The sequence below is a fragment of the Sphingopyxis sp. MC1 genome (genome assembly GCF_000371385.1).
GTDB lineage: Bacteria > Pseudomonadota > Alphaproteobacteria > Sphingomonadales > Sphingomonadaceae > Sphingopyxis > Sphingopyxis terrae.
In genome coordinates, this window is record NZ_AOUN01000009.1 from 136,628 (window position 1) to 151,197 (window position 14,570).

The following is a 14,570-nucleotide window of genomic DNA, read 5'->3' on the forward strand; positions in this document are numbered from 1 at the left end:
TTTGGGCGCTCGGCGCTTGCATGACGCTGAACGCCTATGTAGCGAGCCGTTCATCATGGCAGCTCCCATTCTCTCTTACGAAGGCCTGGCCCTGGTGCAGGGCACCGGCTGGCTGTTTCAGGATCTCGACATCTATGTCGGCGCGCGCGATCGGCTCGCACTGATCGGCCGCAACGGCGCGGGCAAGACGACGCTGCTCAAGTTGCTCGCCGGACGCATCGAGCCCGACAAGGGCAAGCGGACGATCGTCCCCGGTACCCACGTCGTACTGCTGGAACAGGAACCCGATTTCACGGGCTATGCGACGCTGATGGACTATGCGATCGGCGGCGCGAACCCGCCCGCCGAGCATGAGGTGGCGGCGATCGCCGACCAGCTTGGCATCGACATGGCACGCGAAGCGGCGAGCGCATCGGGGGGCGAGCGTCGCCGCGCCGCCATCGCGCGCGCGCTGGCGCAGAACCCCGACGTGTTGTTGCTCGACGAACCGACCAACCACCTCGACCTCGCCGCAATCGACTGGCTCGAGGGCTGGCTCTCGCGCTTCTCCGGCGCCTTCGTCGCCATCAGCCACGACCGCACCTTTCTGACGCGCCTGACCCGCCAGACCCTTTGGCTCGACCGCGGCGGCATCCGGCGCAAGGAAATCGGCTTCGGCGGCTTCGATGCGTGGATGGAGGCCATCTATGCCGAAGAAACGCGCGCCGCGGAAAAGCTCGATGCGAAGCTGAAGCTGGAAGCACACTGGCTCCAGCGCGGCGTGACGGCGCGCCGCCGCCGCAACCAGGGCCGGCTCGAAAAGCTGATGGAGATGCGGGCCACGCGCGCGGCGATGATCGGCGGTCCCGGCGTCGCCAAGCTCGGCCTGGCCAACGACGACGTCCGCTCGAAATCGGTGATCGTCGCCGACCACATCAGCAAGCGCTTCGGCGACCGCACGATCATCAAGGACTTCGACTTTCGCGTCCAGCGCGGCGATCGCATCGGGATCGTCGGCGCCAATGGCGCGGGCAAATCGACGCTGCTCAAGCTGCTCACTGGCGAAATCGAACCCGACGAGGGCAAGGTCACCCTCGCCCCCACGCTCGACGGCATCGTCATCGATCAGCAGCGCAGCCTGCTGTCGCCCGAAAAGACCGTACGCGACATCCTCGCCGACGGCGGCGACTGGGTCGAGGTGCGCGGCGTCAAGAAGCATGTCCAGGGTTACCTCAAGGACTTCCTCTTCGATCCTTCGGTTGCCGAGGCTAGCGTCGCCGCGCTTTCGGGCGGTGAACGCTCCCGGCTTCTGCTCGCCCGCGAATTCGCGCGCGAATCGAACCTGCTCGTCCTCGACGAACCGACCAACGATCTGGATCTCGAAACGCTCGACCTTTTGCAAGAGGTCATCGCCGACTATGCGGGAACCGTGCTGTTGGTCAGCCACGATCGCGACTTCCTCGATCGCACCGTAACGGTCACCCTCGGCCTCGACGGCTCGGGCAAGGTCGATATCGTCGCGGGCGGCTATGCCGACTGGGAAGCCAAGCGCAGCAAGCCCGCGTCGGCGAAAGCCAAGGCGGCCGGCGCCGATACCGCGCCGCCCCCACCGCCGCAGGCACGCCGGAAACTCTCCTACAAGGACCAGCGCGACTACGACCTGCTTCCGGGCCGTATCGAGGAGATCGAGAAGGAGATGGCGGGCATCGAAACCGAATTGTCCGACGGCAGTCTGTTCACGCGCGATAATGCGCGTTTCAGTGCCCTGACGGCAAAGCTCGACGCGTTGCGCGCGGAAAAGGCCGCAGCCGAGGATCGCTGGCTGGCGCTGGCCGAAGAAGTCGAAGCGCTGGGATAAGCCCCGCGCCACCGGCAAAGAAAAAGGGCGCTGCGTTGCCGCAGCGCCCTTTTACGAAACAGGATTTCGTATCGAAGACGGTCTTACTTGATACCGTCGCGTTCCATCCGCTTGCGCTCCATCTTGCGGGCGCGGCGGACGGCGGCGGCGCGTTCACGCGCACGCTTTTCGCTCGGCTTTTCGTAGTGACGGCGCAGCTTCATTTCGCGATACACGCCTTCCCGCTGCAGCTTCTTCTTGAGCGCGCGGAGGGCCTGGTCGACATTATTGTCGCGAACGATGATCTGCATACGCCGTGTCGTCTCCTGTTCGTCAGACGGCCGAGGCTTCCGGCGGAAATCCGGGTTGCCATAGGTCGCCGATATTCGGGCAATAAAAAGAGCGTCGCAAAGGCGCGACGTTCCGTTGGGGCGGCCACTAGAGAGATTCGCGCCAAAATGCAAGCCCCCACGCGGCAAAGCGTCGCTCTTCCGCGCGCAGATGCCCGCCGCCGCCATTGCGCGCGCCCGCTCGCCTGTGGCATAGGTAGCAAGACGAAACCGACAGGAAGAGGATCGCCCGATGGCAACCCAGCTCAAGCGCAACAGCAAATATAGCGAAGCCGAATGGACGGCGCGGCTAGAACTCGCCGCCTGCTACCGAATTTTCGCGATGATGGGCTGGGACGAAATGATCTTCAACCACATCACGGTGAAGGTGCCGGACGAGGACGGCAGCTACCTCATCAACCCCTATGGCATGCACTTCAGCGAAGTGACTGCGTCGAGTCTGATCAAGATCGACATCGACGGCAACAAGGTCGACGCCGACAATCCTTGGCACGTCAACAAGGCGGGCTTCGTCCAGCACAGCCTGTTCCACCGCGTGCTGCCCGACGCCCATGCGATCATCCACACTCACACCACCGCGACAACGGCGGTCTGTTCGCTCGAGGGTGGGCTCCAGCCTGTGAACTTCTATGCCTGCAATTTCATGGGCCAGCTTGGCTATCATGATTTCGAGGGTGTGACGGTGCGCGAGGAAGAGGGCGAACGTCTCGTCGAAAATCTGGGCGACAAGCGCATCCTGATGCTGAAGAATCACGGTCCCGTCGTGATGGGCAAGACGCTGACCGACGCCTTCATCAAATATTGGGCGCTCCAGCGCGCCTGCGAAATCCAGCTCGCAACGATGAGCATGGGCAAGCCGATCACCGTCCCTGAAGACGTGATCAAGGTCCATCAGCGCGACCTCTATATGGCCGCGATTCCCGGCCAGTCGGGCAAGGCCGAATTCGACGCGATGGTGCGCAAGGTCGACAAGATCGATACGAGCTGGCGTGACTAATCACCGCGTTTCGCTAAGACGGGCGGCATGACGAAATTCTCGGTCAACGACCGCCCGGTCGAATATCGCATGGATCCCGAAACGCCCTTGCTCTGGGCGCTGCGCGATGCGTCGAACCTGACCGGGACCAAATATGGCTGCGGTACGGGCGATTGCGGTGCCTGCACCGTCGATATCGACGGCGAAGCGATCCGCAGTTGCCTTGTGACCATTGCCGAATGCGAGGGCCGTTTCGTCACCACGATCGAGGGATTGTCACGCGACCGTAGTCACCCGGTCCAGCAAAGCTGGGTCGCCGAACAGGTGCCGCAGTGCGGTTTTTGCCAGTCGGGCATGATCATGACGGCCGCCGCACTGCTGCGCAAGAACAGCAACCCCAGCGACGCCGAAATCGACGCCGCGATGACAGGCATCTGCCGCTGCGGCAGTTACCCCCGGATGCGCGAAGCGATCCGCCGCGCCGGCCGGGTAATCCGGGGCGAGGAGCGCATCGCCGCCGCACCGCCGCCGGGCATCCGTCCCGACGATGCCGCACGCGCCGTCCCGGCGCTGCGCCCGGCGGAGGGAAACTGAACGACAGGCAACAGTCCGGTTCAGCGCTCACTCATCTGACCGGCGGTAATTTCCGATTCATCATCCCGATCGGCCGGGTGCCGCATGGGACATGGATCTGGAGTGTGCCGAAATGAAGAAGACATTCGGAGGATTGCTGATCGCAGCGACGATCCTCACCCCCATCGCGCCCGCCGCCGCTCAGGCGAATGGCGAGCGGATTCAGATTGCCCAGCGTGGCGATCGCGGCGACCACCGCGGTTCGCGCGGGACCGATGGCCGCCGTGGCGACTGGAACGGCGGCAATCGCGGCCAGAACCGGACCGCCCAGCCCGCACCGCAACCGCAGGCCCAGCCGCAGCAGCGCAATTACCGCACCGACCGGCGCGCGCCGCCGCAGGGGCAGCCGAGTCAGGGACAGCGCAGCGATACGCAGCGCCCGCAGCAATGGCAGGGTCAGCGCGGCGACAGCCAGCGCCAGCAATGACAAGGCCAGCGCGGTAGCACGAAAGACCGCAGCCGCGATCGCAGCGGCCAGCCCGACCGCCGTTTCTATCGTCAGGACAATGACAGGAACGACCGGCGTTACGACCGCAACGATAATCGGCGCTATGACCGGAACGACCACCGCCGGTACGATAACAACCGGCGCTATGATAACGACCGTCGTTACGACAATCGGCGCAGCAACAACTGGAACCGCAGCTGGCGCAGCGACCGTCGCTACGACTGGCGCAGCTATCGCGACCACAACCGGAGCTATTACCGGATGCCGCGCTATTACAACCCGTACCGGGGCCGCAATTACACGCGCTTCAGCATCGGTTTTTCGCTGGGTTCGCTCTTCTACAGCCAGCGGTACTGGATCAACGATCCCGGCTATTATCGCCTGCCGCCCGCTTACGGCCCCTATCGTTGGGTGCGCTATTATGACGATGCGCTGCTCGTGAACACCTACACGGGTCAGGTCGTCGACGTGATCTACGACTTCTTCTGGTAATATTCCTTTCGGTTATCAGAAGCCAAACTGAAGGGCCGGTTCGTCCGGCCCTTCTTTTATGCACCCTCCCCTTGCCCTCGCGCTCCGGTCGCGCCACGGTGGGCGAAAGACAGGGGAGACATCATGCTGAAGAAAAGCCTGCTCGCCGCCGTGGCGGTTGCCGCCATGCTGGGCGGGGTTGCCGCCGAAGCGAAAACGACGCTCGTCTATGCCGCGCGCGTCATTACCGATCCCGACAAGCCTTCGCTCGGCCCGTCGACCGTGACCGTCACCGATGGCCGGATCATGACGATCGAGCCGGGCCGTGCTGCCGCGCCGGCAGGGGCTGATGTCATCGACCTGGGCGACAAGACGCTGCTTCCCGGCCTGATCGACCTCCACGTTCATCTAACCGGCGATCCGGGCGGCGATTTCCGCAACGAGGCGGTCGATCCCGACGAATGGGGCGTTGTCGTCGGCGTCAAAAATGCCGCAATCACCCTGCGCGCCGGTTTTACCACCGTGCGTGAGGCGGGGTCGGCGCAATATACCGCCTTCTCGCTGCGCCGCGGTACCGCCGAAGGCTTGATCGAAGGACCGCGGATCGTCGCCGCCGGTGTGCCCTTGTCGATCATCGGCGGCCATGGCGACGTCACGGGCTTCCGCGAAGATGTCCACGCTATACTCGATCAGGGATATACCTGCACGGGCGCCGTGGAATGCGCCGAAAAGGTGCGCAAGGCATCGCGCGCCGGCGCCGATGTCATCAAGATCACCGCGACCGGTGGCGTCCTGTCGCAGCAGGGCCGCGGCCTTGGTGCGCATTTCTCCAATGATGAACTCGTCAGCATCGCCGATACCGCCCATTCGCTGGGCCTCAAGGTCATGGCGCATGCGCATGGCGAGCGGGGGATCGAGGCGGCGGCCGCCGCCGGGATCGACAGCATCGAACATGGCACCTTCGCCGATGATCCGGCGCTCAAGGTCATGAAGGCCAAAGGCACCTATCTCGTCCCGACCCTGATGGCGTTCGAGGGCGTGCGCGAACGGCTCGGCAAGGGCATCTACACCCCCACTGTCGAGGAAAAGGTCCGCATGACGCTCGGCCGCGTGGGTCAGGCCGTGACGCGGGCAAAGGCGCTGGGCGTGCCGATCGCGTTCGGCACCGACGCCGGTGTGTTCGAACATGGCCGCAACGCTGGCGAGTTCGCGCTGCTCGTCAAGGCGGGGCTGACCCCGCGCGAGGCGTTGGCGAGCGCGACGACCACCGCCGCCCGGTTGCTGTCGATGGAAAACGAGATCGGCCGCATCGCACCGGGCATGTCTGCCGACATGATCGCGGTCGATGGCGATCCGCTCGGCGATGTGACGACCCTCGAACATGTGCGCTGGGTGATGGCGCGCGGACGTATCGCCGACTGAGACGTGGGAGATCAGGCGGCGCGGTCGATCCGCCCGCCTGTCCGGCGTTCCTTCGCCCCGGCGCCGCCGACCAGCGCACCGATGTCGACCGCTTGCGCAAAACGGACGCCGACGCGGTTCCCGTCGGACCAGCGCGCTTCGGCGTCCATCACCACATCAGCGCCAAATTCGATCAACAGCGACGTTCCTTCGGGGACATTCCACAAACCTTCGATCAGCGCACCGCGCGACGACAGATTACGCACAATCGCTTCATAGCGATAGCCGCCGCTCGCGATCTGGATCGTCCGGAAGGTCCGCATCCGCGCTTCGCGCGCACTCTTGTAACCCTGCGCGACCGCCTTGCCATTGCCGTCGGCGAGCAAAGCCAGCACTTCCTCGACGGTCATCGGCTTGCCGTAGATATAGCCTTGGACATGGCTGCAGCCGAGGCCGCGGATCAGCGCCAGATCGTCGTGCGTTTCCACCCCCTCGGCGGTGGTTTCCATCTTGAGCGCCGTCGCCAGTCCGACAATCGACGAAATGATCGCGGCGTTCATGCTGCTGGGATCGGCCGCGCCGAGCACGAAGCTCTGGTCGATCTTGATCTTGTCGAACGGCGCCTTCTTCAGATAGCCGAGCGCCGAATAGCCGGTGCCGAAATCGTCGAGGGCGAGCCGTACCCCGGTGCGCTTCAACCGTTGGAACATCTCCAGATTTTCGGGACTTTCATCGAGGAAGACGCCTTCGGTAATTTCTAGTTCGAGCTGATCAGGCCGGATGCCCGCGGCAGCGACCGCGCTCAGGATCGTCGCGGGCAATTTTTCATTGGCGAACTGGCGCGGCGACACATTGACGGCAACGCGATACCCCGACCCCAGCCGGGCGATCGTGGCGCAAGCGGTGCGGATGATCCATTCGCCGATCGGAACGATCAGGTTCGATTCTTCGGCAATCGGAATGAATTTCGACGGGCTGATGACCGCATCGCCGCCCTGTTGCCAGCGGATCAACGCCTCGAAGCCGCTGATCCGTTCGCTGCCGACGTTGACGATCGGCTGGTACAGCAGCTTCAGTTCGTCCTTTGCCAGCGCATCGCGCAGCGCATCTTCGATCGCCTTGCGCTCGCTTGCCTGATTATGCATCGCGTCGGCATAGAAGCGATAGACGCCGCGCCCGGCGTCCTTCGCCGCATAGAGCGCAAGGTCGGCGTTGCGCACCAGCGCCGACGAGCCGATGCCGTCGCTTTCCGAAATGGCGATGCCGATCGAAGATCCGATGCGGATGCGCTCGCCTTCGATCAGAAAGGGCTTGGCAAGGCTCAGGATGATCGCATTGGCGATCCCCGCCAGCTTTTCGACCTGGGTGATCTGCGGCAACACGATCTGGAACTCGTCGCCGCCCAGTCGACCCACCTGCCCTTTGTCGCCGACGACCTGCGTCAGCCGCGCCGCGACCTGTTGCAGCAATTGGTCGCCGACAGGATGCCCCATCGTGTCGTTGACCGCCTTGAACCGGTCGAGGTCCATCAGCAGCAGCGCGCAGGGCTGCGCCTGCCCGAGATGATTCTTGAGCGCGCGCTCGAGCAGATCGGTGATATGCAGGCGGTTCGCGAGGCCGGTCAGCGTGTCGTACCGCGCGAGCTGATTGATCTGCTGTTCGGACTTGCGCTTTTCGGTGAGGTCGGTGCCGCTGCCGCGAAAGCCCTGGAAATTACCGAGCGCGTTCGAAATCGGATGGCCCGAAATCGACCACCAGCGCTCCTCGCCCGCGACCGCCGCCTGGACCGTCAGGTCGTTGAACGGCGTCCGCGACGACAGGCTGAAGCCCAGCGTGCGCTCCTCGCTCTCGTCGGCGCCGCCGCGCTTGCGGATCATGTCAGTAAAGGGGCGCCCGAGCAGGTCTTCGGCCGGCCGATCGAGCTTCGCCGCGACGGTCGGCGAAATATAGACGAGGTCGCCGTTGCGGTCGGTTTCCCAGAACCAGCCGCGTCCGGCGCGCTCGAAATCGCGCATCAGTCCAAGCGCCCGCTGCTGCTCGCTTCCCGACTGGCGGCGCACGCGCGTCGCGCGCCGCTGATGCCGGATATCCTCGCGCATCATCACGACGAGCATGCCGAGGAAGATGATACCCGCAATCCCGAACGGCCAAGATGCGATACCGATCGCGCCGCCGATCGCGGTGCCGCCGGCAAAGGCAAAGAAGGCCGGACGCACAATCGCCGCCGCGGCCGCGGCTACGAGAACGGTACCCAGCCGGATTGCCGAAAAGGCATCGAGGTGGGACAGCGCGTCAGGCGTCCCGAGCGCTGCGAAGGTGCCGATTGAAACGAAGAATGTTCCTGCGCCGACCAGCGCCAGCGAGGCGGCGGCAAGCGTCGGCAGCCATTCGATCCGATGCGCCCAGCGCAAGCGAGAGCATTGGCCGATAACGGTAAGCGCGACATCGCACAGCAGTCCGGCCACCAAAGTCGCCCATTGCAGCGGATGCGATAGGAAGCCCGACAGGCCGGGGACGAAAGCAAAGGCAAAGAAGGCGACGGTCCGGCCGATCAGCACATAGTGCCACAGCTGCGCGACGCGCATCATGCGCCCCACGAATTCGGGTGTCTGCAACAGCGATTCGTCGTCGGACGACCCGCCGCTTGCGCCCCGGCTGATGCTGTGCCTGACCCCCAATGTGTTCGCCAATCCCGCTATCTGGTCCCGCCCACCGCTCTGTCGCCGGCGGGGTTTCCAAATCCTTACCGCGGGCGGATCGTTAACCCCATTGCTGTGCCAAAATGGAAGGGGTTGGGTTTCGCTTCGCAACGGGTTACACCGGCGCATGCCCGCCGTCCGCCTCTTGCCGCCCGATCGCTTTTTCGACCGCCAGCAGTGGGCGGCGATCACCAAGCCCTCCGCCTGGTACGGCATCTGGCTCGTCGCACACGGCTGGATCGTCAGCGTCGCTGCCATCGGCCTGGCGGCGTGGAGTGGCAATCCCCTGGCCTGGCTGCTCGCCATCATCGTTGTCGGCGGACGACAGCTCGGCTTTGCGATCCTGATGCACGACGCCGCGCACGGCGCGCTGCACCCCGATCGCAAGATCAACAATTTTCTGGGGCAGTGGCTCACCGGAGCGGCGGTCGGGTCCGATCTGATCGCCTATCGCACCTATCATCTCCAGCACCATAAATATACGCAGCAGGCCGAAGACCCCGACCTTGCGCTGTCCAAGCCATTCCCGACCACCCGCGCCAGCCTGATGCGAAAGATTGTTCGCGACCTGACCGGACAGACATTTTTCAAACAACGCATCGCCCAGTTCCGCTTAGCGCTCGTCGGATTGAGGGCAATGCTTCGCGGCGAACGGGCAGAAAAAATAGGCGCGAGCACCAAGGCTGGAACGCCGTTCAACAAGCAATCCGACGATGGCGTCACATCGCCCACGATCGATGTTGCCGGCGCGATGACGGTTACACGGTCTGTCGGCCGCTTTCTACTCGTTCAGGCCATATTGCTCGCGGCGTCGCTGCTGCTCTACGGCTGGACGCCCTATCTGCTCTGGTTTGCCGGACTGGCGACGACCTTTCAGCTCTATCTGCGCATCCGTAACATCGCCGAACACGCCTGCACCGCGACAGGGAGCGACGATCCCTTCAGCCACGCGCGCACGACGCATGCCGGCTGGCTCGCGCGCGCGACGGTTGCGCCATATTGGGTGAATTATCATGCCGAGCATCACCTCTTCATGGGCGTGCCCTGCTATCGCCTGCCCCAAGTCCATGCCGCGCTCGGCCGCGCCGGCAAGCATGATGCGATGACCATCGCGCCGAATTACGCTGCGGTGCTGCGTCAAGTTACCGCTGCGGCCTGATCGGCCAATATCAGCACGCCGTCGGCCAGCCACCGGGCGAGCAGCGCGGCCAGCGTTTCCATCGCGGTCGCTTCCTCAACTTCGTTCACTAAATGCGCGCTGATATCCGCGAAACTGGCGCCGCGCCCGATCCGCACCAGCGTAGCCGCCTCGACCGCGGCCAGACTGCGAAAATGCGGCTGGAGTCCGCTGCGCCACACCAACACATCCACGGGCGCGGCAAGAACCGCCACCGCCGGAGGGGCTTCGCCGGCGTCGAGCGCGCTCCACAGGGCCGCGCTATTATGGTGCATGGTGAGCAGCCGAGCCGACGGATGCAGCGCGAGGCTGGCGCCGACCCATTGCTCGCCGAGCATGCCGATCGCACCGGCATCGAGCGGCGATGCGTCGAGCGCGTCGAAGGCGTGGCGCAGCGCCCAGTCCAGCCGGGCAAGTTCGGCCAATTCGCCGTCTTCCGGAAAATGATGCGCGATAAAGCCGGGCAGCGCGGCGCCGTAATAGCGCAGATTTCGGGTCGTCGACGGGTGCGCCTTTACATAGGCATCGGCGATATGGCCAAATTGCGCGTCGCCCAGATAGGCGTGCAGCCGCTCGAAATGATCGGCGAGGACGCCGGTCAGGCTCGCGCGGTAATTGTTGCGATAGATGCCGATCCGGCGGGCCGCGCCGACGCGCGCGTCATCGACAATCAGGGCTTCGGCATCCGCATCCTCGCCCATGATCGCGGCGAGAAAGCGTTGCTGGATGGCGTACAGTGCGTCAGCCACCGACCGGCTCCAGCGCCGCCTGCGCCAGCTTGCGGGCCCGTTCGAGTTCGGACAACAGCGCCGCCAGCGGCGGAATGTCGTCATCGCGTTCGATCATCGTCGCGACGGGGCCGACCATCGCAATGGCGCGGGCGTAAAGATCCCATACCGCATCGCATACCGCTGCATCGTGCGTGTCGATGACATAATCGCCCATGTCGCTGTGGCCCGCGAGATGGATTTGCTGGATACGCCCGGCGGGCAAGCCGCTCAGATAGTCCAGCGGATCGAAGCCATGGTTGCGCGCGCTGACGTAGATGTTGTTGACGTCGAGCAGCAGCAGGCAGTCGGCACGTTCCGCCATTTCAGCCAGAAAATCCCATTCGCTGCGATCGGAGGCACGAAAGCTGACATAGCTCGACGGATTTTCGATCAGGATCCGCCGCCCCAGATAATCCTGCACGCGGCCGATATTGTCGACGACGCACTGCAATGTCGGTGCATCATAGGGCAGCGGAAGCAGATCATGGCTGTTATGCGCGTTGATCCCGGTCCAGCACAGATGATCCGAGATCCACAGCGGCTCGACCCGTTCGGCGAGCGCCTTCAGCGCCGACAGATAGATGTTATCGAGCGGCTCGTCGGACCCGATCGACAGCGACACACCGTGCATGACGATCGGATAATCGGCGCGAATCCGGTCGAGCGTCGCCATCGGGCGTCCGCCGGGCACCATATAATTTTCCGATATGATCTCCAGCCACTCGACCGGTTGGGGCCGCGCCAGGAAATCGGGATAATGGACGGGGCGCAGTCCCAAACCGAAGCCGGGCGACGGGATCGCGATCCGCTGATCTTGAGGCATGATCGGGCTCGATTATTCCCTCCTGCACGGTGCAGAGCCGCGCAGGAGGGAATGGCATCAGCCGAGGTCGCCGATGACGCCGCCGCCGGTCAGACACTTGGCGGCGGTCATGGCCTTGAAGCCATGGCCCTTGCATTCGTTCTGACCCTTGCATTCGTTGGCCGAGGTCTTGCAGTCGGCCGTACCCTTGCAGCTATTGACGCCATAGCAATGCACGGTGTCCTTGGCGCCGACCGCGGCGCCCGAGCTGCCGGCAGGCGCCGGAGCGGCCAAAGCGGCGCCGGCGAGTGCGAGGGCAGTGGCCGAAGCGGCAATGGCAGCGGCGAATTTCGTGTTGGTCATGCTATCCTCCGAAGACGGGATGGAGGGACAATATGTCCGTCCATGCTCCTATATTCGGAGGCGCGCGCGCGAGGTTACAGTCGGCGCTATTCGCCCGCCGCGACGAAACGGCCGCCCGCGCGATCCTTTACCGTGGTCTCGGGATCAAAGATCATGCCGTTCATCGCGACATAGACACCGGGCGGCAGCGTCTGCACCGCCGCCAGCGCAAAGCCCACATTGAACTCGGCATCGCTCGCCCGCACCGACGCAGGCTGCATCGCGCCGGTCAGCACGATCGTCTTGCCCGCAATTCCCGCCAGCGCCCGGCCGGTGACGACCATCGTGTCGGTGCCATGCGTGACGAGAACATGCGCCGAATCGCTCGCGGCGACTGCCGCGCGGATCGCCTCGCGGTCGGCGTCGGTGAGTTCCAGGCTGTCCTTGCGCATCAACTGGGTGACGCGGTGCGGCACATGAACATTATTCTCTCGCAGCATGTCGGGAATCGCCGCCGGCCCGATCTGGAACTCCGACAGCGCGTCGAAATAGACTTTGTCGATCGTCCCGCCGGTGGTGAAGATGTCGATCATGCCAAAGCTTCCGCAATCAGGCGCCGCGTGTTGTCGATCCCGAACAGCGCGATGAAGCTGCCCATGCGCGGACCTGCGCTCGACCCGAGCAGCGTTTCATAAAGCGCCTTGAACCAATCGCGCAGATTTTCAAAGCCATAGGCTTCGCTCTTGCCGATCTCATAGACGATGTTCTGGATGTCGTCGGCCGACGCATCGGCGGAAAGCGCGGCAAGCCGGTCGTCGAGTTCCTTGAGCGCAGCGCCCTCACCGCCCACAGGCTTGCGGCGCTTCAGCGTCGGGGCGACATAGTCGCGATTGTACGCCATCGCATTGTCGATCAGCCGGTCGAGTTCGGGCCAGGTCGCCGCGTCGGCGCCCGCGACATATTGGCCGAGGTAGCGCCAGATCTGGTCCTTCGCCGCATCGGCGCCCATCACGGCGACAAGGTTGAGCAGCAGCCCGAAGGTCACCGGCAGCACCGCGTCGGGCACATCTTCGCCGCGCGCGACATGGACGTGATGCACGGGGTTCCCCAGCTTCTTGTCAGGTTCCTGCGCCGGATAGCTTCCGCGCATCTGCAGATATTCGTCGACCGCCTTCGGGATGACGCCGATATGAAGCTGCTTCGCCGCCTTCGGCTCACGATAGGCGTAGAAAGCCAGGCTCTCTTCGCTGCCATAGCTCAGCCATTGTTCGATCGACAGGCCATTGCCCTTCGACTTCGAAATCTTCTCGCCCTTTTCGTCGAGGAACATTTCGTAGATCAGCCCCTCGGGCTTGCGTCCGCCCAGCGCCTTGGCGATCTTGCCCGACTGGATGCCGCTGTCGGTCAGATCCTTGCCGTACATCTCGTAATCGACGCCGAGCGCGACCCAGCGCATCGCCCAGTCGACCTTCCATTGCAGCTTGGCACCGCCCGACAGGATGCTGTGGGTGATCGTCACGCCCTCATCCTCGAACGATACGAGGCCCGCATCGGCATCGACGACCGTCACCGGCACCTGCAGCACGATCCCCGACTTGGGGCTCACCGGCAGAATTGGCGAATAGGTCGCGGCGCGCTCGGCGCGCAGCGTCGGCAGCATGATGTCGAGAATATCCTGATTGTGGCGCAGGACATTCTTCAACGCATCGTCGAACGCGCCCGAGCGATAGCGTTCGGTCGAGCTGACGAATTCATATTCGAAGCCGAAGCGGTCGAGAAATTCGCGCAGCATCGCATTGTTGTGATGCGCAAAACTCTCATACTTGCCGAACGGATCGGGAATCGCGGTAAGCGGCTTGCCAAGATGTTCGCGTAGCATTTCCTGCTGCGGTACATTGTCGGGCACCTTGCGGAGCCCGTCCATGTCGTCGCTGAACGCCACGAGCCGCGTCGGCGCACCGCCCGTCAGCGTTTCATAAGCGCGCCGCACCATCGTTGTGCGCAGCACTTCGTTGAAGGTGCCGATATGCGGCAGGCCCGAGGGGCCATAGCCGGTTTCGAACAGCACCGGCGCGCCGCTGGGCTTGCCGTCGGGATAGCGTTTGATCAGCTTGCGCGCTTCCTCGAACGGCCAGGCCTTGGACGTTTGCGCGGGCTCGCGCAGCGAAGGATGAAGGTGCAAGTCGGTCATGGGGCGCCCATAGCGGCAAGCGCCCCCGAATCGAAAGGCAAAATTGTCCGCACGCCGCAACGGAACGGCGCCAAACATGGTTACGCCAAATTAACCACGTCCGTCTTAGCCTCGGGCCATGACGAGTCCCCACACTCCCATCACCCGCGCTCACAAGCGCACCCCGGTCGCCATCGAGGTGATCGTCAACGGCGTGCTCAACCAGATCGAAGGGCGCATCTGCGACCTGTCGGAAGGCGGCGCCCGCATCGACGGCGCGAGCATGCCGGCTCGGTCGCGTTGCGAAATCCATTATGGTGGCCAGGTCGTCTATGCGGTCGTCATGTGGTCCGAATTCGACCGCATGGGCGTTCGCTTTCCCTATGAACTGTCACACGGCCCGCTGTTCAATGCGCTCGAACGCGCGCGCAGCGCCGCCAGCGCGCATCCCGCGCAGATATTTCTGTCCAACCGCAGCGCAGGTTTCGGACGGCGCGGGCTAAGCTGAGCCACCT

At 64.1% G+C, this 14,570-nt stretch carries 15 protein-coding genes; 8 read left to right on the forward strand and 7 right to left on the reverse strand.

Annotated features, from left to right (window positions below; translation table 11 throughout):
* Positions 1-55: 55 nt before the first annotated feature.
* Positions 56-1,837 carry an ABC-F family ATP-binding cassette domain-containing protein gene (locus tag EBMC1_RS13070; RefSeq protein ID WP_040590299.1) on the forward strand — a complete coding sequence of 594 codons (1,782 nt, stop codon included), beginning with the start codon at positions 56-58 and terminating at the stop codon, positions 1,835-1,837.
* 83 nt (positions 1,838-1,920) lie between these two features.
* Here EBMC1_RS13070 and rpsU read toward each other — a convergent pair whose 3' ends face one another.
* Positions 1,921-2,127, reverse strand: coding sequence for a 30S ribosomal protein S21 (gene rpsU / locus EBMC1_RS13075; RefSeq protein ID WP_003047635.1), 207 nt, complete (start codon positions 2,125-2,127; stop codon positions 1,921-1,923).
* Between the two features lie 271 nt (positions 2,128-2,398).
* Here rpsU and EBMC1_RS13080 point away from each other — a divergent pair, with 271 nt between their 5' ends.
* The 5 genes from EBMC1_RS13080 to EBMC1_RS13095 all read left to right on the forward strand — a co-directional run bounded on the left by EBMC1_RS13080 (position 2,399) and on the right by EBMC1_RS13095 (position 6,116).
* Positions 2,399-3,163 carry a class II aldolase/adducin family protein gene (locus EBMC1_RS13080; RefSeq protein ID WP_003047636.1) on the forward strand — a complete coding sequence of 255 codons (765 nt, stop codon included), beginning with the start codon at positions 2,399-2,401 and terminating at the stop codon, positions 3,161-3,163.
* Between the two features lie 27 nt (positions 3,164-3,190).
* Positions 3,191-3,736, forward strand: coding sequence for a (2Fe-2S)-binding protein (locus tag EBMC1_RS13085; RefSeq protein WP_003047638.1), 546 nt, complete (start codon positions 3,191-3,193; stop codon positions 3,734-3,736).
* Between the two features lie 112 nt (positions 3,737-3,848).
* The gene (locus EBMC1_RS18845) at positions 3,849-4,202 is read left to right on the forward strand and encodes a hypothetical protein (RefSeq protein WP_156001250.1); all 354 of its coding nucleotides are present in this window, start codon (positions 3,849-3,851) and stop codon (positions 4,200-4,202) included.
* Positions 4,203-4,484: 282 nt separating this feature from the next.
* Positions 4,485-4,715: an RcnB family protein gene (locus EBMC1_RS18850; protein ID WP_003047641.1), complete on the forward strand. Its 231-nt coding sequence runs from the start codon at positions 4,485-4,487 to the stop codon at positions 4,713-4,715.
* 123 nt (positions 4,716-4,838) lie between these two features.
* Complete coding sequence (locus EBMC1_RS13095) at positions 4,839-6,116, forward strand: metal-dependent hydrolase family protein (RefSeq protein ID WP_003047643.1); 1,278 nt, start codon at positions 4,839-4,841, stop codon at positions 6,114-6,116.
* Between the two features lie 11 nt (positions 6,117-6,127).
* Here EBMC1_RS13095 and EBMC1_RS13100 read toward each other — a convergent pair whose 3' ends face one another.
* Entirely contained in the window at positions 6,128-8,710 is a 2,583-nt protein-coding gene (locus EBMC1_RS13100) for an EAL domain-containing protein (protein ID WP_231292925.1), read from the reverse strand.
* Positions 8,711-8,921: 211 nt separating this feature from the next.
* Between EBMC1_RS13100 and EBMC1_RS13105 the strand changes: the two genes are divergently transcribed.
* Entirely contained in the window at positions 8,922-9,953 is a 1,032-nt protein-coding gene (locus tag EBMC1_RS13105; protein WP_003047647.1) for a fatty acid desaturase family protein, read from the forward strand.
* On the opposite strand, the gene EBMC1_RS13110 is transcribed toward EBMC1_RS13105, so the two are convergent.
* From EBMC1_RS13110 to EBMC1_RS13130, 5 genes are all read right to left on the reverse strand, one after another.
* Complete coding sequence (locus EBMC1_RS13110; RefSeq protein WP_003047649.1) at positions 9,932-10,720, reverse strand: HvfC/BufC N-terminal domain-containing protein; 789 nt, start codon at positions 10,718-10,720, stop codon at positions 9,932-9,934. The two genes, EBMC1_RS13105 and EBMC1_RS13110, sit on opposite strands and share 22 nt — an antisense overlap.
* Positions 10,713-11,564, reverse strand: coding sequence for an MNIO family bufferin maturase (bufB, locus tag EBMC1_RS13115; protein ID WP_003047651.1), 852 nt, complete (start codon positions 11,562-11,564; stop codon positions 10,713-10,715). The genes EBMC1_RS13110 and bufB overlap by 8 nt, the downstream gene beginning before the upstream one ends.
* Before the next feature lie 57 nt (positions 11,565-11,621).
* Positions 11,622-11,906 carry a BufA2 family periplasmic bufferin-type metallophore gene (gene bufA2 / locus EBMC1_RS13120; RefSeq protein WP_003047653.1) on the reverse strand — a complete coding sequence of 95 codons (285 nt, stop codon included), beginning with the start codon at positions 11,904-11,906 and terminating at the stop codon, positions 11,622-11,624.
* Between the two features lie 86 nt (positions 11,907-11,992).
* Positions 11,993-12,478 carry an asparaginase domain-containing protein gene (locus EBMC1_RS13125; protein WP_003047656.1) on the reverse strand — a complete coding sequence of 162 codons (486 nt, stop codon included), beginning with the start codon at positions 12,476-12,478 and terminating at the stop codon, positions 11,993-11,995.
* Positions 12,475-14,076, reverse strand: a complete 1,602-nt coding sequence (locus tag EBMC1_RS13130) for a lysine--tRNA ligase (protein ID WP_040590336.1) — start codon at positions 14,074-14,076, stop codon at positions 12,475-12,477. The genes EBMC1_RS13125 and EBMC1_RS13130 overlap by 4 nt, the downstream gene beginning before the upstream one ends.
* Positions 14,077-14,194: 118 nt before the next feature.
* Here EBMC1_RS13130 and EBMC1_RS13135 point away from each other — a divergent pair, with 118 nt between their 5' ends.
* Positions 14,195-14,563 carry a PilZ domain-containing protein gene (locus tag EBMC1_RS13135; RefSeq protein ID WP_040590300.1) on the forward strand — a complete coding sequence of 123 codons (369 nt, stop codon included), beginning with the start codon at positions 14,195-14,197 and terminating at the stop codon, positions 14,561-14,563.
* Positions 14,564-14,570 lie beyond the last annotated feature (7 nt).

What these genes read in the sequence shown, in the direction of transcription:
- bufB (WP_003047651.1), bottom strand. Translation starts at nt 11,564, where the DNA reads ATGCCTCAAGATCAGCGGATCGCGATCCCGTCGCCCGGCTTCGGTTTG.
- EBMC1_RS13135 (WP_040590300.1), top strand. Translation starts at nt 14,195, where the DNA reads ATGACGAGTCCCCACACTCCCATCACCCGCGCTCACAAGCGCACCCCG.
- EBMC1_RS13085 (WP_003047638.1), top strand. Translation starts at nt 3,191, where the DNA reads ATGACGAAATTCTCGGTCAACGACCGCCCGGTCGAATATCGCATGGAT.
- EBMC1_RS18850 (WP_003047641.1), top strand. Translation starts at nt 4,485, where the DNA reads ATGCCGCGCTATTACAACCCGTACCGGGGCCGCAATTACACGCGCTTC.
- EBMC1_RS13095 (WP_003047643.1), top strand. Translation starts at nt 4,839, where the DNA reads ATGCTGAAGAAAAGCCTGCTCGCCGCCGTGGCGGTTGCCGCCATGCTG.
- bufA2 (WP_003047653.1), bottom strand. Translation starts at nt 11,906, where the DNA reads ATGACCAACACGAAATTCGCCGCTGCCATTGCCGCTTCGGCCACTGCC.
- EBMC1_RS13125 (WP_003047656.1), bottom strand. Translation starts at nt 12,478, where the DNA reads ATGATCGACATCTTCACCACCGGCGGGACGATCGACAAAGTCTATTTC.
- EBMC1_RS18845 (WP_156001250.1), top strand. Translation starts at nt 3,849, where the DNA reads ATGAAGAAGACATTCGGAGGATTGCTGATCGCAGCGACGATCCTCACC.
- EBMC1_RS13105 (WP_003047647.1), top strand. Translation starts at nt 8,922, where the DNA reads ATGCCCGCCGTCCGCCTCTTGCCGCCCGATCGCTTTTTCGACCGCCAG.
- rpsU (WP_003047635.1), bottom strand. Translation starts at nt 2,127, where the DNA reads ATGCAGATCATCGTTCGCGACAATAATGTCGACCAGGCCCTCCGCGCG.
- EBMC1_RS13080 (WP_003047636.1), top strand. Translation starts at nt 2,399, where the DNA reads ATGGCAACCCAGCTCAAGCGCAACAGCAAATATAGCGAAGCCGAATGG.
- EBMC1_RS13130 (WP_040590336.1), bottom strand. Translation starts at nt 14,076, where the DNA reads ATGACCGACTTGCACCTTCATCCTTCGCTGCGCGAGCCCGCGCAAACG.
- EBMC1_RS13070 (WP_040590299.1), top strand. Translation starts at nt 56, where the DNA reads ATGGCAGCTCCCATTCTCTCTTACGAAGGCCTGGCCCTGGTGCAGGGC.